Below are 19,286 nucleotides of genomic sequence, written 5' to 3' on the forward strand. Positions count from 1 at the left end.
CGCAGACGTCCCCGTCCACCAGAACCCGACCGTCCAGCGGAGGAGCCACATGACCTCGACACCCGACCTCACTCCCGCCACACGCCGCCTGGCGGAGCTACTGGCGGGCATCCGCGACTACCAGCTCTCCGCACCGACCCCCTGCGCGGACACCACACTCGGAAAGTTGCTCGACCACCTGAACGGCCTGGCCCTGGCCTTCACCTGGGCCGCCGAGAAGAACTTCCCGCAGGGCCCGTCGCAGCCACCGTCCTCGGACGCCGACCGACTCCCCCCGGACTGGCGAGCCCGCATCCCCGAACAACTCGACGCCCTCGCCGCCGCCTGGCGCTCCCCCGACGCCTGGCAGGGCATGACCGAGGCGGGCGGCGTCCACATGCCGGGCACGGAGGCCGGACACGTCGCCATGAACGAACTGGTCATACACGGCTGGGACATAGCCCGCGCCAGCGGCCAGCCCTACACGGCCGAAAACGCCGAGATCGAGGCATGCCTGGCCTTCGTCGCCCCAGCCGTCGAACAAAGCGACGGCAAGGGCATCGAAGGCCTCTTCGGCCCCGCAGTGGACGTCCCGCAGGACGCACCCCCACTAGACCGCCTACTAGCCCTAACCGGCCGCGATCCGCAGTGGTCCGCGGCGTCGTCCTCCTAGACGCGCTCGAAGATGGCGGCTAGGCCCTGGCCGCCGCCTATGCACATTGTTTCTAGGCCGTAGCGGGCCTCGCGGCGGTGCATTTCGCGAGAGAGGGTGGCGAGGATGCGGGCGCCGGTCGCGCCTACGGGGTGGCCGAGGGAGATGCCGGAGCCGTTGACGTTGACGCGGTCCCAGTCGGCGTCCTTGAGGTTCCATTCGCGGGTCACGGCGAGGACCTGGGCGGCGAACGCCTCGTTCAGTTCGATGAGGTCGATGTCGGCGAGGGTGAGGTTGGCGCGTTCCAGGGCCTTGGCGGTCGCGGGGACGGGACCGATGCCCATCGTGCGGGGCGGGACGCCCGCGCGGGCCCAGGAGACCAGGCGGACGAGCGGGCGCAGGCCCAGTTCGGCGGCGCGTTCGGGGGTCGTGACGACGCAGACGGCGGCCGCGTCGTTCTGGCCGCTGGCGTTGCCCGCGGTGACCGTGGCCTGGTCGTCGGACTTGCCGAGGACGGGACGCAGCCTGCCCAGCGTCTCCATGGTGGTGTCGGGGCGTGGGTGCTCGTCGGTGTCGACGACCGTGTCGCCCTTGCGGGATTTGATCGTCACGGGGACGATCTCCTCCGCGAACGTGCCCGACTTCTGGGCGGCGACGGCGCGCTGGTGGGAGCGGACGGACAGTTCGTCCTGCTCCTCGCGTCCGATGCCGTACTCGCGGCGCAGGTTCTCGGCGGTCTCCAGCATCCCGCCGGGCACCGGGTGGTTGACGCCTCCGGCGGTGACGCGGCCCTGGGCGAGGGCGTCGTGCAGTTCGAGGGACGGGGTGCGGATGCCCCAGCGGGCCTTCGTCGTGTAGAACGGCGCGTTGCTCATGCTCTCCGCGCCACCCGCGATGACCACGTCGCTGATTCCGGTCTGGATCTGCATGGCCGCGTCGACGACGGCCTGGAGTCCGGAGCCGCAGCGGCGGTCGAGTTGGACGCCGCCGACCTCGACGGGGAGTCCGGCGTCGAGGGCGGCGACGCGGCCGATGGCGGGGGCGTCGGCCGTGGGGTAGCAGTGCCCGAGGATCACCTCGTCGACGGCGTCGCCGGGCAGACCGGTGCGTTCGAGAAGGGCACGGATGACGGTCGCGGCGAGTTCCGCGGGCGGGACGGTCTTCAGCACCCCGCCGAACCGGCCGATCGGGGTACGCAGCGGCTCGCAGATCACCGCGTCGCGCATGGTGGGCTCCTCGGACTAGGAGTTTTGGGCACTTCGCAGGTTACGTCCCCGTATCTGGAGGGTCGCGGGCGGGCTCGCGTCTGGCGGAAGGTTGAATGCGTGGTGGACGCGGAGCGCGAGCGAGGAGGCGGCTGTGGAGCGATGGACGCGGCAGGCGACGACGGTCCGGGTGATCGGGGCGGGCGCGATGGGACGCGGGATCGCGCAACTCGCGGCGGCCGGTGGGCTGACGGTCGAGCTGGCGGATGTCCGGATGGACGCCGTCATCGGCGCGGTCGAGTACATCGGCGCCATGTTCGACAAGCTCGTGAGCAAGGGACGCATGTCCGAGGAGGACGCGGAGGCGGCCAAAGCGCGGCTTCGGCCTGTTGGGGAGCCGCTTACTCCGTTTCAGAACTGCGATCTCGTGGTCGAGGCCGTCCGGGAGGATCTGGACACCAAGCGGGAGCTGTTCACGGCCTTGGAGAAGGTCTGTCCCAAGCACACGGTCCTGGTGACCAATACGAGTTCGCTTCCGGTCATGGCCATCGGTGCGGCGCTGAAGGACCCGTCCAGGTTGGCGGGGCTGCATTTCTTCAATCCGGTGCCGTTGATGCGGTTGGTCGAGGTGATTCCGGGTGCGCGGACGGCGGAGTGGATTCCGGACGCGCTGGCCGACCTCGTCCGGCGTCTCGGTCATGTTCCGGTGTTCGCGCCTGACGCACCCGGGTTCCTCGTCAATCACGCGGGGCGCGGGCTGGTGACGGAGGCGTTGCAGATCCTGTCCGAGGGTGCGGCGGAGCCTGCGGATATTGATCGGATCGCGCGGGACGTGCTCGGCCTCAAGATGGGCCCCTGCGAACTGCTGGATCTGACTGGGTTGGACGTGTCGCAGCCGGTCATGGAGTCTGTCTGGACGGGTTTCTACACCGAGCCGCGTTTGCGTCCGTCCAGGGTGGGGCGTGCGCGGTTGGAGGCCGGTCTACTCGGACGCAAGACCGGTGAGGGTTTCTACGAATACGTCGATGGCGCCAAGCAGGAACCGCCCGAGGTGACGGCGCCATCCGTGGATGCACGTCCTGTTTGGGTGCACGGCGACGTCAGGGACGAGCTGGGCGCGTTGCTCTCGTCCGCTGGCGTGGAGGTCGAGTCAGGGGAGACGCCATCTGGCGACGCCGTTGTTTTGGTCGCACCGTTTGGGCGTAGCACTGTGGAAGCAGCGGAGGGTCTGCCCCTAGAGCGCACCTTGGGTGTCGACCCGTTGGGTGGGTTCTTCACGCGGCTTTCGTTGGCCGTCCATCCCGGTCTGGACAAGGAAGTCGGCCGTGCTGGTCTCGCGGCCCTTGTCGCCACGGGACGGCCCGTTACCGTCGTCCGCGACGCGCCCGCTTCCGTCGCGCAACGTCTGCTCGCCGCGATCGTGAATGTGGGTTGCGGGATCGCGGAGCAGCGGCTGGCCCGTCCCGAGGACATCGACACGGCCGTCCGGCTGGGCCTCGGGTATCCGCGTGGGCCGTTGGAGTGGGGCGAGCATGTCGGGGCCACCCGTGTCCTGGAAATCCTGCGTGGGTTGCATGCGAGCACCGGCGATCCGCGTTACCGGCCCAGCGTCTGGTTGGCTGAACGGGCGGCGCTCGGTCTGCCGCTGAATGAGACCGGCACCGTCCCGTCCGACCTCATGTCCTGACGGACTCCGGCGCGGACGGCGCGGGGACCGGTGCGGGGTCCGCGACCGGCGGCCGCGACACTCCGCGCAGGACAAGTGCGGCGAAAACAGCGGCGGCCAACGTCGCGGCGCAGGCTGCGAGGGATCCGACCGACACGGCGTCGGCGAAGGCGTCGCGGGCCGCGTGTGCGAGGCCGGGATCGCCGGACGCGACGGCCTCGCCCAACGAGTGCCGCGCGGACGACGGCGTCCCGTCCGGGAGGCCACGGACGTAGACGGCGGAGATGACGCTGCCCAGCACGGCCACGCCGAGCGCGCTGCCAAGCTCCTGACCCGCGTCGTTCACGGCGGAGCCGACACCGGCCTCCTCCGGCGGGACGGCCGCCATCAGCGTGCTGTAGGCGGGCGGCGCGCCGAGCCCGGCGCCGAATCCGAGCACGACGAGCCCGACCGACAGGGCGGCGTACCCGTCGCCCGGACCGGTCAGGCCGATCGTCCCGAACCCGGCCGCGAGGACGGCGAACCCGGCGACGAGCGCGGGCCGGGCGCCGAACCGTCCCTCCAGCGACGCGCCGAGGCCGTTGCCCATCGCGGCGGACACCGCGACCGGCAGCAACGCCAGCCCGGCCTTGAGCGGCCCGTAGCCGTAGCCGAGCTGGAGGAGTTGCGTCAGCGCGAACAGCAGTCCGGCCAGCGCGAACCCGAACATGGCGATCATCGCGGCGGCCCCGGAGAACTGGCGGCGCCGCAGCAGCCGCAGGTCGAGCATCGGCTCGGGGTTGCGGTGCTGCCACAGGACGAAAAGGGCGAGCGCGACGACGGCGGCCACACCACCGCCGAGCGTCCGGATGCCCGTCCAGCCGTATTGCGGCCCGGAGATGACCGCCCACACCAGCGTCGACATTCCGGCCGTGGACAGCAGGGCGCCGAGTACGTCCGGACGGCGCCGTGGCCCCTTCGACTCGGGCACCAGGACCAGCAGGCCGATCACCGCCACGACCGTGACCGGCACGTTCACCAGGAACACCGAACCCCACCAGAAATGCTCCAGCAGGAACCCGCCCAGAGTGGGTCCGGCCGCCAGCCCGATCATGGACGTCGCGCCCCAGATGGCGAACGCCTTGGATCGTTCGTCCGGCGCGAACACCTGCGCCATGATCGACAGCGTTCCGGGCATAAGCAGCGCGCCGCCCATCCCCATGAGCGCCCGCGTCGCGACGAGCTGCGCCGGGTTCGCGGCGAACGCGGCGAGCAGCGAACCGGCGCCGAACAGGGCGAATCCGATCAGCATGGCGCGGCGGCGTCCGTGCCGGTCGCCGAGGCTGCCCGCCGTGATCAGCAGTCCGGCGAAGACGAGCGAGTAGGCGTCGATCACCCACTGCACGTCGGACGTGTCGGCGTCCAGGTCCTTGATCAGGGACGGGATCGCGACGTTCAGGATCGTGTTGTCGACGACGACCACGAACAGGCTCAGACACAGCACGCCAAGGATCTGCCATCGCCGTGGATGGCCGACTTCCGTCATCACGAACACACCTCTTCCTCGTACACCGTTCGACCTGCCTCGCACACTGTACGACTCAACTCGCACACTGTTCAAGTGCCGGTACCATGTACGAGAGAACGACGACGGGAGGCAGGGCCGATGGCGGAGAAGGCACCGGTGTCCGTCTGGACGCGGCCGGAGCGTCCGCGCCGCGACCAGCCGACCCTCGGCCGCGACCAGATCGTCGACGCCGCGCTCGAACTCCTCGACGCCGAGGGCCTCACCGGACTCAGCATGCGCCGCCTCGGCACCCGGCTGAACTCGGGCGCCACGTCCGTCTACTGGCATGTCGCGAACAAGGACGAACTGCTCGAACTCGCCCTCGACCGGGTCATGGCGGAGGTGACCGTCCCGCCTCCGGACGACGGCGGCTGGCGCGCGTCCGCCACCGGCTACGCGCGCAGCCTCCGCGCGATGATCCACCGCCATCCGTGGACGGTCACGCTCTTCGGCGGCCGTCCCATGATCGGCCCCAACGCCACCCGCGTCCTGGACGAGACGCTCATCGCCTTCGGCGCGGCGGGCTTCACCGACCTCGACCTCGAATACGCCTGGTCGCTCGTCGTCGACTACGTCATCGGCGCCGCCGGAAGCGAGGCGAGCTGGCAGCGCGGCCAGCCCGGCACCACGTCCGCCGACTGGATCGAGGCCCTCGGCCCCTACCTGACCCGCCTCGCCGAGGAGCGGCCCACCCTGTCCGCCCACATCCGCGACGTCTGGGCGAACGAGACCGGCGACATCCTGGAGGGCCGTTTCACCTTCGGCCTCACCTCCGTCCTCGACGGCCTCGAAGCCCGCAGGCCCCCCGCCCGTTAACGAGCGGAGGGCCTGACGAGCCTTCGGTCAGAAGGGCAGCTCCGTGGGCGGCTTCGGCTTGGTGTCCGTCCACACCGTCGACCGGTTGGCCTGGTACTCGATGACGAAGCCCGGCTTCATCCGCGCGTACGGGCCGCCGGGCACGGTCAGCGTCTCCTGCCGGGACAGCAGCGCGCCGGTCCGCTCATCGAACACGAGCACCTGACGGGAACGGTAGGTCCCCTGGTAGGCCCTCGGCCCGCCGTACTCGCCGGTCACCGTCATGGGGCTGTCGTCGCTCGCCAGCGCGACGCCCGTGCGGCCCAGCGGGTCGGCGACCCGTCCGATCGCGTGCACGCCCGGCCGCGCGGCCAGCGCCTTCATCAGGCCCGCCCGCACCTTCGGCGGGATCGGAGCGCGCAGCACCGCCGACGACCGCATGATCTGGCCCCGGGCGCCCATGCCGGTGCGCGCCTTCGGGTCGAGCCCCTGCGCCGCCGCGATCCTGTCCGTCGTCTCGGTGCCGAGGAACATCGCGGCGAGCTTGCCCGGATCGGTCGGCAGGTTCCGCAGCTCCTCGGCGGACTTGCCGTCCACGAACTCCCCGCCGCCCTCCGGCTGGACGCCGACGTTCGGACCGTACGAGGTCCACTTCGTCGCCTTCGTGGTGTAGGTGGCCCAGTTGTCGCCGGACCAGACGCGGATGCTGGACGGCGCCCCGGCCCTGCGCCACAACGCCTCGTCCCGCGGCGTCTGCGGATGTGCCGGGAGGTCGCGACCGTAGTACGCCTCGCCCATGCCCCGCTTCGCGCCGACCCAGTTGAACGACTCGTCGTGCGCGCCGAAGATCGCGTACGTCCCCGTCTTCGCCGGGACGACGTACGCCTGCCCGCTGACGGTGTCGACCTGCCAGTAGTTGCCGGTCGGCTGCGACTCGGCCTTGTCCGCCGCCGCCAGCACGGCGAGCCTGCCCAGGTCGACGGGGTTCGTCGACGTGGACGGCGCGGGCGTCCCCGGCCCCAGGGACACGATCGCGACGGCCGCCGCCGCGCCCGCCGCGACCACGACCGCACCCGCCTTCAACCGCCATCCGGGCCGGACGCGGCGTCGCGGCGCGTCCTGGAACATCCGGGTGCGGGCCTCGGCCATCTCGCCCAGGGTCGGCGGCACGGGCTCCCCGTACTTCTCGCGGACCGTCCGCAGGTCATCCATGGTCGTCCTCCAGATCACGCATCGGATTCGTCCCGCCGAGCGCCTCGCGCACCTTCTTGCGCGCCCGGTTCAGCCGCGATCCGACCGTCCCGTACGGGATGTCCAGCGCGGCGGCCACCTCCTGGTGACTCAGGTCGGCGAGCGCCACGAGCAACAGCACGTCCCGGTCACCGACCGACAACCCGGCGATCGCCCCGGCCAGCGGCCCGCGCAGGCCCTCGGCGCTGACCCGGTCGTCCACCCGGTCCGCGTGCCCCGCGTCCTCGACGGAGCCCAACCGCCCCCGCGCCCGCAGCCCGCGCACCTCGGCCCGCCGGTGCTTGCCGATGACATTGGTCGCGATGCCGTACAACCACGTCCGGACTGCCGCCCGCGAAGCGTCGTAACGCGCACGCGCGCGAAACGCCTCCAGAAACGTCTGCGACGCGACGTCGGCCGCCGCGTCCGTCCCGAGCCGCTTGGCGGCGTACCCGTGGATCTCCGCGAAATAGGCGTCGAAAATCTCCCCGAACCGTTCCGGCTCCCGGAGGGACATCCGCAGGGCGGCACCATGGTCGGCCCGTCCGAACCCCCCGCCCAAGGGAGGATCCGCGGTGAGAGATTCCCCAGTCATGTGCTGCCTTTCCGTGGCGCGGCCGGCGGTCACCCTCGTATCACCCGCACCCCGTCCCCCCTTTCACGCCACGATCCTCCCCGCCCTCCCGTCCGCTCCAGCCGCACCAGCGCCAGCCCCCGAAACCACCAAGCGAGCACACACAGTTAAGACTTGTTCACCATGTGTCATGTACTCCGGACACCAAAGGCGGGAGAGTCGATCCCAGCGCGAACAAAAACGCGATCACCAGGCAAGGGGGAAAGAGAAACAATGACGAGCACCCACACGTCTCGCCGCTTCATGATGGCGGCCCGTCTGACCGTCCTGGCCGCCGCCACAACGGTCGGCGCCATCACGATGAGCGGCCAGCCATCCGCCGAAGCTTCCACCAACGCCACCGATGCGGTCCCGATCACGAACAGCGCGACCGCCGCCAACGCATCCGTGACCAAACGCTCCTACTTCTGTGCCGCCTACAACAACGTCCGCTACTGGCGCTCACCCAACGTCGACCCGCTGGGCCAGATCCACAAGGGCCAAGATCTCACCTGGCGCGCGGGAACGATCGTCAACGGCGTGTACTGGGTCAAAGTAGATCTGTGGGGCGGACGATCGAACGTCTGGATCCTCCGCAGCAACGCAACATGGTGTAACTGACCCAACCCCGGCCCGGGCGCGGGCCCAAGGACCCCGTCCTCCCCACGCCCGGGCCTCCCGAAGGCCTACAACTCGCCGTCCTTGATCCGGCCCATCAACTCCCGCCACACCGACGGCACAACCACCAACACAGGCCCGTCCCGATCCAACGAATCACGCACCCCGACCACACCAGGCACGTTCGTTGCCACCTCAACACATGAGTTATTGCCAGACCCCGAGTGGCTGCTGATCCTCCACTGGGCCTCGGCCTGGAAGCTAAGCATGGACATGAGCTTCGAACTCCTCCCGGAGGTTGGTCATGAACGCCACCGACTTCTCTTGGGACAACGCCGCATCAGCGATGCGGTCCAGCATCGAACTACAGCGCCGCACCTGCGCGACGTCCTCGATGTACATGCTTCCTCCCATAGTCTCCACATGCGCAGTATCGAGTTCCAGGGACGACGAGAACTCGAAGATGTCCACTGAGCCTTGCCCCAGACCGGGCCGGTGTTCGAGCGTCATCGGTACGACGCGGACAGCCAGCGACCGCCGTTCCACTGCCTTCAAGAGCGACGTGAGCTGGCTCGCCATTACCGCCGCTCCGCCGACCGGTCGGCGGAGGACTTCCTCCGCCAAAAAGACGCTGAGTTCGGCGGCGTCAGTGCGCGCGAAACGGGCGTGCCTCGCCATTCGAGCCTGCAACCGCAAGTCGATCGCTTCCTGGTCGTCCCGAAACTCGCCCGCGATGAGGGTGCGAGCGTAATCAGGGGTCTGGAGCAGACCTGGGACGACTTCTGTTTGCCAGGTCCGGATGCGATCGGCCGCGTCCTCCAGTTCGGCATAGGCACCGGCCAGGACATCACCGAACGCCGCCCACCAGCCCCGGGTGCGAATGTCGCGAGTCAGTTGGAGCAGCGTGGCCCGTATCGCGTAATCGGTGCCGTAGACGTCAAGGATGCGCTCGACGTCGCCCACGGACGGCCTGCTCTTGGCCGTCTCGATGCGGACGAGCTTCGGACGGCTCCAGCCCAGGATGCCCGACGTCGTCTCGGGGGTCAGCTGAGCGGCCTCCCGGAGACGTCGAAGCTCGGCCGCCAGGCGACGATGGCGGACAGTAGGACCCTGGTCTGTCGACATGGACGCCAGTCTTCCAATGATCACCATGAGTGCGCGGCGAAATACCGAACGGAATCTTGAGCAAGTCATGGCGCGTCTGTACTTGTACATGCCATCCTGAACGTGTCGGACCGGCTTCGTAGCGTTACTTGACGCAGGTGAAGTGGTCTTCGCGTGATCGGTGCCGCATTTGTCCCCAGGTGCGGGGGGCGGTCACGCGGGCCGTCGGTGCGGGGCCCGCGGGTCGGGGCCTGGGTCGGCGGGGCGTCGCGTGGCGGGGGTGCTCGCCCCCGGGATCCTCGCCGCGTGACGCGTATGGGTGAGTGCGTCCCCGCGCGCTCGCGGACATAGGGCGGCCCCGGGCCGGTGCAGCAACACCTACGCCCAGGGCCTCGATCGGATGGAGCCCCGATCTATGTGCAACCTAGTCGATCGCCCCGCGACGAGTTGGATTCGTCTCAACCCCGACCACATTCGGGGCGGGAGGTGAGAGCCGCGTCCGCGCCGCCGACGCTGTACGCCTGGGACATCGAGAGTGGGGAGGGCGGGGTGACGGACGATCTGGATGCGGCGGTCACCAATGTGGACCGGGCCCTTCGCGGTGCGGTGGCGGGTGCGGGGGCGAGGATCCGGATGGTCGTCGTCTCCACGTACGGCACCAGCGAGTACATCGAACTGGGCGTGGTGGGTGAGGCTCGCCGCGAGGGCGGTGGCGTCGTGTGGATGGACCGCTGAGTCGAGTTTCGGGCGGGCGGACTTTTCGTCCGCCCGCCCGAAGCTCGGAGTGACGGTCAGGCGGCGTGTTCGGGTTCGCGGGGCTTGGGGCGGGCGAGTAGGACGCCGTCCACGGAGAAGCGGCCCGCGCCTGCCAGGGCGAGGAGGAGGGCGGCGCCGCCCAGGGCGAGGACGAGTTCGTAGCCGTTCTCGGTGACGAAGACGCCGTTGCTCTTGTGGACGAACCAGAAGGCTCCGGCCATGTCGAGCGCGAGGAGCACGCCCACGATCGGGGTGACGACCCCGGCGAGGAGGGCGATGCCGCCGATGAGTTCGACCCAGGTCGAGTAGTACGCGGACAGGGACGCGGCGGGGACGTCCATGCCCTCGAACATCTTGGTCACGCCGTCGTGGCCCATGTCGTTGAACTTCTGCCAGCCATGCGCGACGAACACGACGCCGAGCGCGACGCGTCCGATAAGCAGGCCGACGTCGGACAGGTAGGGGATCCGGTTCGCGGGGTTCATGCGCCCTCCTGATGTCGTTCAAATCTGAACTAAGCGGGGAGGTTAGCACGTTCCATAGGTGGTGACCTGTCCTTCTTGGGAGGGAGGCGGACGGGTTCGCCCTCCTTCGCGATGGCGATGTTGGGGGCGGGCGGGAACTGGAATACGTGGCTCGGACGTCGTGTTGGTGTAGTCGTCAGCAAAGTTGAGTCGCTAAGACTCAAGTGATTTGACAAGGTGCGGGTGTCCCGGCACCCTTGCCCACAGACAACGAACCGGCCGCGCCTGGAGCGACCGGGAGCGACAAGCGCCGGAGACGACGGAGGACGAGAACATGGCACGTGCGGTCGGTATCGACCTCGGGACGACCAACTCGGTCGTCGCGATCCTGGAGGGTGGCGAGCCCACCGTCATCGCGAACGCGGAGGGGTCGCGGACCACGCCGTCCGTTGTCGCGTTCGCCAAGAACGGTGAGGTCCTGGTCGGGGAGGTCGCCAAGCGGCAGGCGGTGACCAACATCGACCGGACGATCCGTTCGGTCAAGCGGGAGATGGGCACCGACTGGAAGACCAAGATCGACGACAAGGACTTCACGCCGCAGCAGATCAGCGCGTTCGTGCTGCAGAAGCTCAAGCGTGACGCCGAGTCGTATCTGGGTGAGACGGTCACCGACGCGGTGATCACGGTGCCGGCCTACTTCTCCGACCATCAGCGGCAGGCCACCAAGGAGGCGGGGCAGATCGCGGGGCTGAACGTCCTGCGGATCATCAACGAGCCGACCTCGGCGGCGTTGGCCTACCACCTGGAGAAGGAGAACGAGGCCACCATCCTGGTGTTCGACCTGGGCGGCGGCACGTTCGACGTGTCGCTGCTGGAGGTCGGCGACGGGGTCGTGGAGGTCAAGGCGACCAGCGGCGACAACCACCTGGGCGGTGACGACTGGGACCAGAAGGTCGTCGACTGGCTGGTGGAGCGGTTCAAGAACGCCAACGGCGTCGATTTGTCCAAGGACAAGATGGCGCTCCAGCGGCTGCGTGAGGCGGCGGAGAAGGCCAAGATCGAGCTGTCGTCCAGCACCGAGACGCAGATCAACCTGCCCTACATCACCGCGTCCAGCGAGGGTCCGCTGCACCTGGACGAGAAGCTGAGCCGTTCGGAGTTCCAGCGGATGACCAACGATCTGCTGGAGCGCACCCGTGCGCCGTTCCAGCAGGTGCTCAAGGACGCGAACATGAGCGTCGACGGCATCAACCAGGTGGTCATGGTGGGCGGCTCGACCCGGATGCCCGCGGTGTCGGAGTTGGTCAAGGAGCTGACCGGCGGCAAGGAGCCGAACAAGGGCGTCAACCCCGACGAGGTCGTCGCGATCGGCGCGAGCCTCCAGGCGGGTGTGCTCAAGGGTGAGGTCAAGGACGTCCTGCTGCTGGACGTGACGCCGCTGAGCCTGGGCATCGAGACCAAGGGCGGCATCTTCACCAAGATCATCGAGCGGAACACCACGATCCCGACCAAGCGGTCGGAGACGTTCACCACGGCCGACGACAACCAGCCGTCGGTGGAGATCCAGGTCTTCCAGGGCGAGCGTGAGATCGCCGCGTACAACAAGAAGCTCGGCACCTTCCAGCTCACCGGTCTGCCCCCGGCGCCGCGCGGCGTCCCGCAGATCGAGGTCACCTTCGACATCGACGCCAACGGCATCGTGAACGTGTCCGCCAAGGACCAGGGCACCGGACGCGAGCAGTCGATGGTCATCACCGGCGGCAGCGCGCTGCCCAAGGACGACATCGAGAAGATGGTCCGCGACGCCGAGCAGTACGCCGAAGAGGACCGTCGCCGTAAGGAAGAGGCCGACGTCCGCAACCAGGCCGACACCCTGGCCTACTCGACCGAGAAGTTCCTGCGGGAGAACGACGAGAAGGTCCCCGAGGAGCTGAAGACCGAGGTCAACGACGCGGTCGCCGAGGTCAAGAAGGCCCTGGAGGGCACGGACGTCGACGCGATCAAGGGCAGCGCCGAGAAGCTGGCGCAGATCAGCCAGAAAATGGGCGCGGCCATGTACGCGCAGAATCCCGAGGGCGCGACGGTCGGCGCGGACGACCCGGGCCCGACGGCCGACGCCCAGGGCGGCGAGCCCCAGGACGACGAGGTCGTCGACGCCGAGATCGTGGACGACGACGACAACAAGAAGGGTGATGCTTCGTGACGACCTCCCCCGATGAGGGCGAGGGCAAGGAGGGCCCGGTGATCCGCGACAAGCGGCGCATCGATCCCGAGACGGGGAAGGTCCGGGAGCGGGCGAACAAGTCGTCGCCCGCCCCGGAGGCCCCGGATGACGGGGGCGACGCGGTCACGGACGAGGAGGTCACCTCGCTCAGGACGCAGCTGGCGGAGCGGCTGGCCGACCTGCAACGGCTGAAGGCGGAGTACGACAACTACCGCAAGCGGGTCGAGCGCGACCGGGTCGCGGTCAGGGAGCAGGCGCTCGGGCAGGTGCTGTCGGAGCTGTTCCCGGTGCTGGACGACATCGGCCGCGCCCGTGACCACGACGAGCTCGTCGGCGGGTTCAAGTCCGTCGCGGAGAGCCTGGAGGCGGTCACCGGCAAGCTCGGCTTGGAACGGTACGGCGAGAAGGGCGAGCCCTTCGACCCGACCGTGCACGAGGCGCTCATGCACGCCTACTCGAAGGACGTCGACGAGACGAGCGTGATGGACGTCCTCCAGCCCGGTTACCGCATCGGCGAGCGGATCCTGCGACCCGCGCGCGTCGCGGTGGCCGAGCCCGATCCGGACGCCGGGGACGAGACGCCGGGCGACTCCGGTGACGCGCCGGGCGACGACGCCGAATGATCCCCTGGCTCTCGCCGGGGGATGTGGGGGATCGTCTTCCCCAGAAGGACCCGCGGGCCCGCCCGGGAACGGGCGGGCCCGGCGGGCCGCGTGACGACATGTGGCATGTGGCGATAGCAGAGAGCGGGGCGCCGTGAGCACCAAGGACTACCTGGAGAAGGACTACTACAAGGTCCTCGGTGTCGCGAAGACGGCCTCGCAGGAGGAGATCAAGAAGTCGTACCGGAAGCTGGCCCGCAAGTACCATCCGGACGCCAACAAGGGCGACACCGACGCCGAGGACCGCTTCAAGGAGGTCTCCGAGGCGTACGACGTCCTGTCGGACGACAAGCGCCGCAAGGAGTACGACTCGGTCCGGTCGATGCCGGGCGGTTTCCGCGGCCAGCAGGGCGGCGGTTTCCCGTTCGACCTCGGCGACCTGTTCGGTCAGGGCGGCGCGGGCGGCACCGGCACTGGGACGCAGACGGGCGGTGGCGCGGGCGAACGCATCGGCGACCTGTTCGGCGGACTGTTCGGCCGGACGGGCGGCCGGACGACGACGGGGACCCGCCGGGCCAGGCGCGGCACGGACGTCGAGACCGAGGTGACGCTGTCGTTCGGTCGCGCGTTGAACGGCGTGACCGTCCCGATCAAGCTGACCAGCGAGGCGGCCTGCAACAGTTGCCGCGGGACGGGCGCGAAGGCGGGCACGGTCCCGCGCGTGTGCCCGAACTGCGAGGGCACCGGGCACGAGACCCGCAACCTCGGCAACTTCGGGTTCCAGGAGCCGTGCAAGGAGTGCCACGGACGGGGCCTCGTGGTCGACGACCCGTGCCCCACCTGCCATGGCAGCGGCCGCGCGACCGGCACCCGGACGATCCAGGCCCGCATCCCGGCGGGCGTCGCGGACGGGCAGAAGATCCGGTTGAAGGGCAAGGGCGCGCCGGGCGAGAACGGCGGCCCGCACGGCGACCTGTACGTCAACATCAAGGTCGGCCCGCACAAGGTGTTCGGCCGCAGCGGCGACAACCTGACGCTGACCGTCCCGGTCACCTTCCCTGAGGCGGCGCTCGGCGCGGAGATCCGGGTGCCCACGTTCCAGGGGCAGCCGGTCACGTTGAAGTTGCCGGAGGGCACGCCGAACGGGCGCAAGTTCCGGGTGAAGGGCCGTGGCGCCACCCGGCGGGACGGCACAAAGGGCGACCTGCTCGTGACGGTCGACGTCCAGGTCCCGCAGAAGCTCGACGAGCAGGCGCGGGAGGCCCTGGTCCGGCTGCGCGAGTCCGGTTCGGGCGACGATCTGCGCGCCGACCTCGTCCAGCAGGCCAGGCAGGAGTGATCCCATGGACCCCTTCGGTGACGACACCCCGGTCTACGTGATCTCCGTGGCGGCCCAGCTGTCCGGCCTGCATCCGCAGACGTTGCGGACCTATGACCGGTTGGGTCTGGTGTCCCCGGGCCGGACGGCGGGACGCGGTCGCCGCTACTCGATGCGCGACATCGTGATGCTCCGCGAGATCCAGCGGCTCTCGCAGGAGGAGGGCATCAACCTGTCCGGCATCAAGCACATCCTGGAGCTGCAACGCGACAACACACGGCTCCGTGAGGAGCTCGTCCAAGCGCACGCCGCGCTGGACGATCTCGCCAACGAACTCGAATCGACCCGTGCCGTCGCGGCGCGCCTGGCGCAGCAGCGGCGGCGCGGCGAACCGGCCGGCACTCCGGGCGCCGACCTGGTGCCGATCCGGCATACCAGTGTCGTCGTCTGGCAGGAACGTAACCGGGACTGACCAAGGGCATTTGACGGGGGTCTGGGGGTTGCCCCCCAGAACGAAACGGCATTTGACGGGGGTCTGGGGGTTGCCCCCCAGAAGGAAACGGCATTTGACGGGGGTCTGGGGGACGCCTCCCAGACTGAAAGGTGGTCTGGGGACGCATGGACTACAAGCTGACGCAGAAGAGCCAGGAGGCGCTGTCGATCGCCGTCCGGCGGGCGGCGGCGGAGGGGCATCCCGAGGTGGAGCCCCAGCATCTGCTGGTCGCGCTGATCGGCCTGACCGACGGCACGGCGGTGCCGCTGCTGGAGGCGGTGGGCGCCGACTGGCAGGCGATCCGGCGCCGCGCGGAGGAGCAGCTCGCGGCCAAGCCGAAGGCGCAGGGTTCGACGGTGGCGACCCCGCGGATCTCGGGGCAGCTGAACCGGTCGATCAACACGGCGGCGAACCGCGCCCAGCAGTTGGAGGACGACTACGTCTCGACGGAGCACCTTCTCGTCGGTCTCGCCGCGGACGGCGGCCCGGCGGCGGGCCTGCTCAAGGAGTACGGCGCGACCCCGCAGGCCCTGCTGGACGCCTTCGAGAAGGTTCGCGGCCACGCCCGCGTGACCAGCGAGAACCCGGAGGGCACGTACCAGTCGCTGGAGAAGTACGGCGTCGATCTGACGGCGGCGGCCCGGGACGGACGGCTCGACCCCGTCATCGGGCGCGACTCGGAGATCCGCCGTGTCGTCCAGGTGCTGTCGCGGCGGACGAAGAACAACCCGGTGCTGATCGGTGAGCCGGGCGTCGGCAAGACCGCCGTGGTCGAGGGGTTGGCGCAGCGCATCGTGGCGGGCGACGTCCCCGAGTCGTTGCGCGGCAAGCGGCTGGTGTCCCTCGATCTCAGCGCGATGGTCGCGGGCGCGAAGTACCGCGGCGAGTTCGAGGAGCGGCTGAAGTCCGTTCTGAACGAGATCAAGGAGAGCGAGGGGCAGGTCGTCACGTTCATCGACGAGCTGCACACCGTCGTCGGGGCGGGCGCGGCCGAGGGCGCGATGGACGCGGGCAACATGCTGAAGCCGATGCTGGCCCGCGGCGAACTCCGCATGATCGGCGCGACGACGCTCGACGAGTACCGCGAGCGCATCGAGAAGGACCCGGCCCTGGAGCGCCGCTTCCAGCAGGTGTTCGTCGGTGAGCCCACCGTCGAGGACAGCATCGCGATTCTGCGCGGGTTGAAGGGTCGTTACGAGGCGCACCACAAGGTGCAGATCAATGACTCAGCTCTTGTGGCGGCGGCCACCCTCTCCGACCGCTACATCACGTCGCGGTACCTGCCGGACAAGGCGATCGACCTGGTGGACGAGGCCGCGTCCCGACTCCGCATGGAGATCGACTCCCGTCCGGTGGAGATCGACGAGCTGCAACGCACCGTCGACCGCCTGAAGATGGAGGAGATGAACCTCTCCAAGGAGACCGACGAGGCGTCCCGCCAGCGACTCGAACGGCTCCGCGCCGACCTGGCCGACAAGCAGGAGCACCTCACCGGCCTCGTCGCCCGCTGGGACAAGGAGAAGACGGGCCTGAACCGCGTCGGCGAGGTCAAGGAGCGGATCGACCAGCTGCGCGGCGAGGCCGAGCGCGCCCAGCGCGACGGCGACCTGGAGACCTCGGCCCGCCTCACCTACGGCGAGATCCCGGCGCTGGAGAAGCAGCTCGAAGAGGCGTCCGAGGCCGCCGAGAACCGCGATCCGATGGTCAAGGAGGAGGTCGGCCCCGACGACGTCGCGGACGTGGTCGGCTCCTGGACGGGCATCCCCGCCGGACGCCTCCTCGAAGGCGAGACGGCCAAGCTCCTGCGCATGGAGGACGAACTCGGCAGGCGCCTCATCGGGCAGGAGACCGCCGTGCGCACCGTGTCGGACGCGGTCCGCCGCGCCCGCGCGGGCATCTCCGACCCGGACCGTCCCACCGGCTCGTTCCTGTTCCTCGGCCCGACCGGCGTCGGCAAGACGGAGCTGGCGAAGGCGCTCGCGGAGTTCCTGTTCGACGACGAGCGGGCGATGACCCGCATCGACATGAGCGAGTACTCCGAGAAGCACAGCGTCGCCCGGCTCGTCGGCGCGCCGCCCGGATATGTCGGTTACGAGGAGGGCGGGCAGCTCACCGAGGCCGTCCGGCGCCGCCCGTACTCCGTGGTGCTGCTGGACGAGGTGGAGAAGGCGCACCCCGAGGTGTTCGACATTCTCCTCCAGGTTCTGGACGACGGGCGCCTCACTGACGGGCAGGGCCGCACGGTCGACTTCCGCAACGCGATTCTGATCCTCACGTCCAACATCGGTTCGCAGTTCCTGGTCGACCCGAAGCTGGAGAACGGCGCGAAACGCGAGGCGGTGTGGAACGCCGTCCGCAACTCGTTCAAGCCGGAGTTCCTCAACCGTCTGGACGACGTGATCCTGTTCGACGCGCTGTCCACGAACGAGCTGACCCGTATCGTCGACCTCCAGGTCGACAAGCTGGCCGACCGCCTCGCCGACCGCCAGCTCACCTTGCAGGTCACGCCCGCCGCCCGCGAATGGCTGGCCCTGACCGGCTACGACCCGCTGTACGGGGCGCGGCCGTTGCGCCGTCTCGTGCAGACCGCGATCGGCGACCAGCTGGCTCGCGAACTTTTGTCCGGCGACGTCCGCGACGGCAACGAAGTCGTCGTCGACTTGGACGAGGCGGCCGACAAGCTCACCGTCAAACCCACCACCAGCCTGAACCTCACGAAGTGACGCCGCGCCTCAGCGGCGGAGGTCGGTGAGGCGGCGGGTGAGGAAGCGGCGGTCGGGTTCGGCGCGGGCCAGCGCGAGGGCCTCGCGGTAGGCGGTCTCGGCCTCCTCCCGGCGGCCGAGGCGGCGCAGCAGGTCGGCCCGGGTCGCGGGGAGCAGGTGGTAGCCGGGCAGGTCGCCCTCCAGCTCGTGGACGAGCGCCAGCCCGGCCTCCGGGCCGTCCGCCATCGCGACGGCGACGGCCCGGTTCAGCCGGACGACGGGGCTCGGGGTCAGCTCGACCAGGCGGCCGTACAGGGCGGCGATCCGCGGCCAGTCGGTCCGCGCGGCGGTGCGGGCGGTCGCGTGGCAGGACGCGATGGCCGCCTGCACCTGGTAGGGGCCGAGCCCAGCGCTAACCAGAGCCGCGCTGCCCAGCGCGTCGTCCAGCAGCGCCACGGCGTCGGTGATCGACGCGTGGTCCCAGCGGGCGCGGTCCTGGTCGTCGAGCGCGACGAGGTCGCCCGCCGCGTCCTGGCGGGCGGCACGGCGGGAGTGCTGGAGCAGCAGGAGGGCGAGGAGGCCGGTGACCTCGGGGTCGCGCGGCATCATGCCGTGCAGGACGCGGGCCAGCCGGATCGCCTCCGCGCACAGGCCCACGCGGACGGGGTCGGGGCCTTCCGAGGCCGCGTAGCCCTCGTTGAACAGCAGATACACGACGCCGAGGACGGACGCCGTCCGCCCCGGCAGCGCGTCCGCGGGCGGCACCCGGTACGGGATGCCCGCGTCCCGGATCTTGCGTTTGGCCCGGACGAGCCGCTGCGCCATCGCGGGCTCGGCGACCAGGAAGGCCCGCGCGAACGCCTCCTGGGCGCACTCCTCGGCGAGGCCCCAGTCGCCGGTCACGCGGATGAGGGTCGCGACGACCCGTCCCCACTCCTCGTGGAAGGCCGTCGCGACCGCGTCCTCGGCGTCGCCGGTCATTCCACCCAGAGCGGCCGGACCTCGATCGTCCCCAGCCGCGCGGACGGGTGCGCCGCCGCGACCGCCAGGGCCTCCTCCAGGTCCGCGCACTCCAGCAGGTCGAAGCCGAGGATCTGCTCCTTGGTCTCGGCGAAGGGGCCGTCCGCCAGCAGCGTCTCCCCGTCCCGGACCCGCACGGTCGTCGCGGACTCGGTGTGCCGGAGCCGGTCACCGAACTTGCGGACGCCGCGCCCATCCATCTCCTCGACCCAGGCGACGGTGTCGGTGCGCATCTGGTCGATCTCGGCGGCGGACAACTCCATGTTCTCGTCGCCGCAGACCAGCATCATGTACTGCAT

19 protein-coding genes are annotated in these 19,286 nt (G+C 69.8%); 10 read left to right on the forward strand and 9 right to left on the reverse strand.

All coding sequences use genetic code 11. From position 1 onward, the window contains the following. Positions 1-49 precede the first annotated feature (49 nt). On the forward strand, positions 50-652 hold the full coding sequence (locus tag ABD808_RS27065) for a TIGR03086 family metal-binding protein (protein ID WP_344902007.1): 603 nt from the start codon (positions 50-52) through the stop codon (positions 650-652). Here the strand turns inward: ABD808_RS27065 and ABD808_RS27070 are convergent. Next, positions 649-1,857, reverse strand: coding sequence for an acetyl-CoA C-acetyltransferase (locus ABD808_RS27070; protein WP_344902009.1), 1,209 nt, complete (start codon positions 1,855-1,857; stop codon positions 649-651). The genes ABD808_RS27065 and ABD808_RS27070 overlap by 4 nt on opposite strands. A 133-nt stretch (positions 1,858-1,990) precedes the next feature. On the opposite strand from ABD808_RS27070, the gene ABD808_RS27075 reads away from it, so the two are divergent. Continuing rightward, positions 1,991-3,523 carry a 3-hydroxyacyl-CoA dehydrogenase gene (locus tag ABD808_RS27075; protein WP_344902012.1) on the forward strand — a complete coding sequence of 511 codons (1,533 nt, stop codon included), beginning with the start codon at positions 1,991-1,993 and terminating at the stop codon, positions 3,521-3,523. Here ABD808_RS27075 and ABD808_RS27080 read toward each other — a convergent pair. Then, positions 3,513-5,027 carry an MFS transporter gene (locus ABD808_RS27080; protein ID WP_344902015.1) on the reverse strand — a complete coding sequence of 505 codons (1,515 nt, stop codon included), beginning with the start codon at positions 5,025-5,027 and terminating at the stop codon, positions 3,513-3,515. The genes ABD808_RS27075 and ABD808_RS27080 overlap by 11 nt on opposite strands. A 120-nt stretch (positions 5,028-5,147) precedes the next feature. Between ABD808_RS27080 and ABD808_RS27085 the strand changes: the two genes are divergently transcribed. Beyond that, positions 5,148-5,864, forward strand: a complete 717-nt coding sequence (locus tag ABD808_RS27085; RefSeq protein ID WP_344902018.1) for a TetR/AcrR family transcriptional regulator — start codon at positions 5,148-5,150, stop codon at positions 5,862-5,864. Between the two features lie 27 nt (positions 5,865-5,891). Here the strand turns inward: ABD808_RS27085 and ABD808_RS27090 are convergent, their stop codons facing one another. Beyond that, positions 5,892-7,055: a CU044_5270 family protein gene (locus ABD808_RS27090; protein WP_344902021.1), complete on the reverse strand. Its 1,164-nt coding sequence runs from the start codon at positions 7,053-7,055 to the stop codon at positions 5,892-5,894. Further along, positions 7,048-7,590 (reverse strand): RNA polymerase sigma factor, encoded by a 543-nt coding sequence (locus ABD808_RS27095; RefSeq protein ID WP_344902025.1) that lies wholly within the window; start codon positions 7,588-7,590, stop codon positions 7,048-7,050. The genes ABD808_RS27090 and ABD808_RS27095 overlap by 8 nt, the downstream gene beginning before the upstream one ends. A gap of 330 nt (positions 7,591-7,920) precedes the next feature. On the opposite strand from ABD808_RS27095, the gene ABD808_RS27100 reads away from it, so the two are divergent. After that, positions 7,921-8,307, forward strand: a complete 387-nt coding sequence (locus ABD808_RS27100; RefSeq protein ID WP_344902028.1) for a hypothetical protein — start codon at positions 7,921-7,923, stop codon at positions 8,305-8,307. Between the two features lie 65 nt (positions 8,308-8,372). Here the strand turns inward: ABD808_RS27100 and ABD808_RS27105 are convergent, their stop codons facing one another. Both ABD808_RS27105 and ABD808_RS27110 read right to left on the reverse strand, forming a co-directional pair. Continuing rightward, a complete protein-coding gene (locus ABD808_RS27105) occupies positions 8,373-8,579 on the reverse strand; it encodes a DUF397 domain-containing protein (protein ID WP_344902031.1) in 207 nt (68 codons plus the stop codon). Then, positions 8,566-9,429: a helix-turn-helix domain-containing protein gene (locus tag ABD808_RS27110; protein WP_344902034.1), complete on the reverse strand. Its 864-nt coding sequence runs from the start codon at positions 9,427-9,429 to the stop codon at positions 8,566-8,568. Before ABD808_RS27110 ends, ABD808_RS27105 begins: the two co-directional genes overlap by 14 nt. 465 nt (positions 9,430-9,894) lie before the next feature. Between ABD808_RS27110 and ABD808_RS27115 the strand changes: the two genes are divergently transcribed. Beyond that, entirely contained in the window at positions 9,895-10,143 is a 249-nt protein-coding gene (locus ABD808_RS27115; RefSeq protein ID WP_344902037.1) for a hypothetical protein, read from the forward strand. Positions 10,144-10,199: 56 nt separating this feature from the next. Here ABD808_RS27115 and ABD808_RS27120 read toward each other — a convergent pair whose 3' ends face one another. After that, positions 10,200-10,649 (reverse strand): DoxX family protein, encoded by a 450-nt coding sequence (locus ABD808_RS27120; RefSeq protein ID WP_344902040.1) that lies wholly within the window; start codon positions 10,647-10,649, stop codon positions 10,200-10,202. 313 nt (positions 10,650-10,962) lie between these two features. Between ABD808_RS27120 and dnaK the strand changes: the two genes are divergently transcribed. The 5 genes from dnaK (at position 10,963) to clpB (ending at position 17,988) form a co-directional block, all read left to right on the forward strand. Further along, on the forward strand, positions 10,963-12,831 hold the full coding sequence (gene dnaK / locus ABD808_RS27125; protein ID WP_344902043.1) for a molecular chaperone DnaK: 1,869 nt from the start codon (positions 10,963-10,965) through the stop codon (positions 12,829-12,831). Further along, positions 12,828-13,475, forward strand: coding sequence for a nucleotide exchange factor GrpE (grpE, locus tag ABD808_RS27130; RefSeq protein WP_344902046.1), 648 nt, complete (start codon positions 12,828-12,830; stop codon positions 13,473-13,475). Before dnaK ends, grpE begins: the two co-directional genes overlap by 4 nt. A gap of 133 nt (positions 13,476-13,608) precedes the next feature. Beyond that, positions 13,609-14,793 carry a molecular chaperone DnaJ gene (gene dnaJ, locus ABD808_RS27135; RefSeq protein ID WP_344902049.1) on the forward strand — a complete coding sequence of 395 codons (1,185 nt, stop codon included), beginning with the start codon at positions 13,609-13,611 and terminating at the stop codon, positions 14,791-14,793. Positions 14,794-14,797: 4 nt separating this feature from the next. Next, entirely contained in the window at positions 14,798-15,244 is a 447-nt protein-coding gene (locus tag ABD808_RS27140; protein ID WP_344902052.1) for a heat shock protein transcriptional repressor HspR, read from the forward strand. 146 nt (positions 15,245-15,390) lie between these two features. Continuing rightward, positions 15,391-17,988: an ATP-dependent chaperone ClpB gene (gene clpB, locus ABD808_RS27145; protein ID WP_344902055.1), complete on the forward strand. Its 2,598-nt coding sequence runs from the start codon at positions 15,391-15,393 to the stop codon at positions 17,986-17,988. 9 nt (positions 17,989-17,997) lie between these two features. Here clpB and ABD808_RS27150 read toward each other — a convergent pair whose 3' ends face one another. After that, the gene (locus ABD808_RS27150) at positions 17,998-18,948 is read right to left on the reverse strand and encodes an RNA polymerase sigma factor (RefSeq protein WP_344902058.1); all 951 of its coding nucleotides are present in this window, start codon (positions 18,946-18,948) and stop codon (positions 17,998-18,000) included. Then, positions 18,945-19,286, reverse strand: coding sequence for a YciI family protein (locus ABD808_RS27155; RefSeq protein ID WP_344902061.1), 342 nt, complete (start codon positions 19,284-19,286; stop codon positions 18,945-18,947). The genes ABD808_RS27150 and ABD808_RS27155 overlap by 4 nt, the downstream gene beginning before the upstream one ends.

This window comes from Actinomadura meridiana, assembly GCF_039537545.1.
In the GTDB taxonomy this organism is placed as follows: Bacteria; Actinomycetota; Actinomycetes; order Streptosporangiales; family Streptosporangiaceae; genus Spirillospora; species Spirillospora meridiana.

What these genes read in the sequence shown, in the direction of transcription:
- ABD808_RS27095 (WP_344902025.1), bottom strand. Translation starts at nt 7,590, where the DNA reads ATGTCCCTCCGGGAGCCGGAACGGTTCGGGGAGATTTTCGACGCCTAT.
- clpB (WP_344902055.1), top strand. Translation starts at nt 15,391, where the DNA reads ATGGACTACAAGCTGACGCAGAAGAGCCAGGAGGCGCTGTCGATCGCC.
- ABD808_RS27100 (WP_344902028.1), top strand. Translation starts at nt 7,921, where the DNA reads ATGACGAGCACCCACACGTCTCGCCGCTTCATGATGGCGGCCCGTCTG.
- ABD808_RS27120 (WP_344902040.1), bottom strand. Translation starts at nt 10,649, where the DNA reads ATGAACCCCGCGAACCGGATCCCCTACCTGTCCGACGTCGGCCTGCTT.
- dnaK (WP_344902043.1), top strand. Translation starts at nt 10,963, where the DNA reads ATGGCACGTGCGGTCGGTATCGACCTCGGGACGACCAACTCGGTCGTC.
- ABD808_RS27110 (WP_344902034.1), bottom strand. Translation starts at nt 9,429, where the DNA reads ATGTCGACAGACCAGGGTCCTACTGTCCGCCATCGTCGCCTGGCGGCC.
- ABD808_RS27070 (WP_344902009.1), bottom strand. Translation starts at nt 1,857, where the DNA reads ATGCGCGACGCGGTGATCTGCGAGCCGCTGCGTACCCCGATCGGCCGG.
- ABD808_RS27155 (WP_344902061.1), bottom strand. Translation starts at nt 19,286, where the DNA reads ATGCAGTACATGATGCTGGTCTGCGGCGACGAGAACATGGAGTTGTCC.
- ABD808_RS27085 (WP_344902018.1), top strand. Translation starts at nt 5,148, where the DNA reads ATGGCGGAGAAGGCACCGGTGTCCGTCTGGACGCGGCCGGAGCGTCCG.
- ABD808_RS27065 (WP_344902007.1), top strand. Translation starts at nt 50, where the DNA reads ATGACCTCGACACCCGACCTCACTCCCGCCACACGCCGCCTGGCGGAG.
- ABD808_RS27150 (WP_344902058.1), bottom strand. Translation starts at nt 18,948, where the DNA reads ATGACCGGCGACGCCGAGGACGCGGTCGCGACGGCCTTCCACGAGGAG.
- ABD808_RS27105 (WP_344902031.1), bottom strand. Translation starts at nt 8,579, where the DNA reads ATGTCCATGCTTAGCTTCCAGGCCGAGGCCCAGTGGAGGATCAGCAGC.
- ABD808_RS27140 (WP_344902052.1), top strand. Translation starts at nt 14,798, where the DNA reads ATGGACCCCTTCGGTGACGACACCCCGGTCTACGTGATCTCCGTGGCG.
- ABD808_RS27080 (WP_344902015.1), bottom strand. Translation starts at nt 5,027, where the DNA reads ATGACGGAAGTCGGCCATCCACGGCGATGGCAGATCCTTGGCGTGCTG.
- ABD808_RS27090 (WP_344902021.1), bottom strand. Translation starts at nt 7,055, where the DNA reads ATGGATGACCTGCGGACGGTCCGCGAGAAGTACGGGGAGCCCGTGCCG.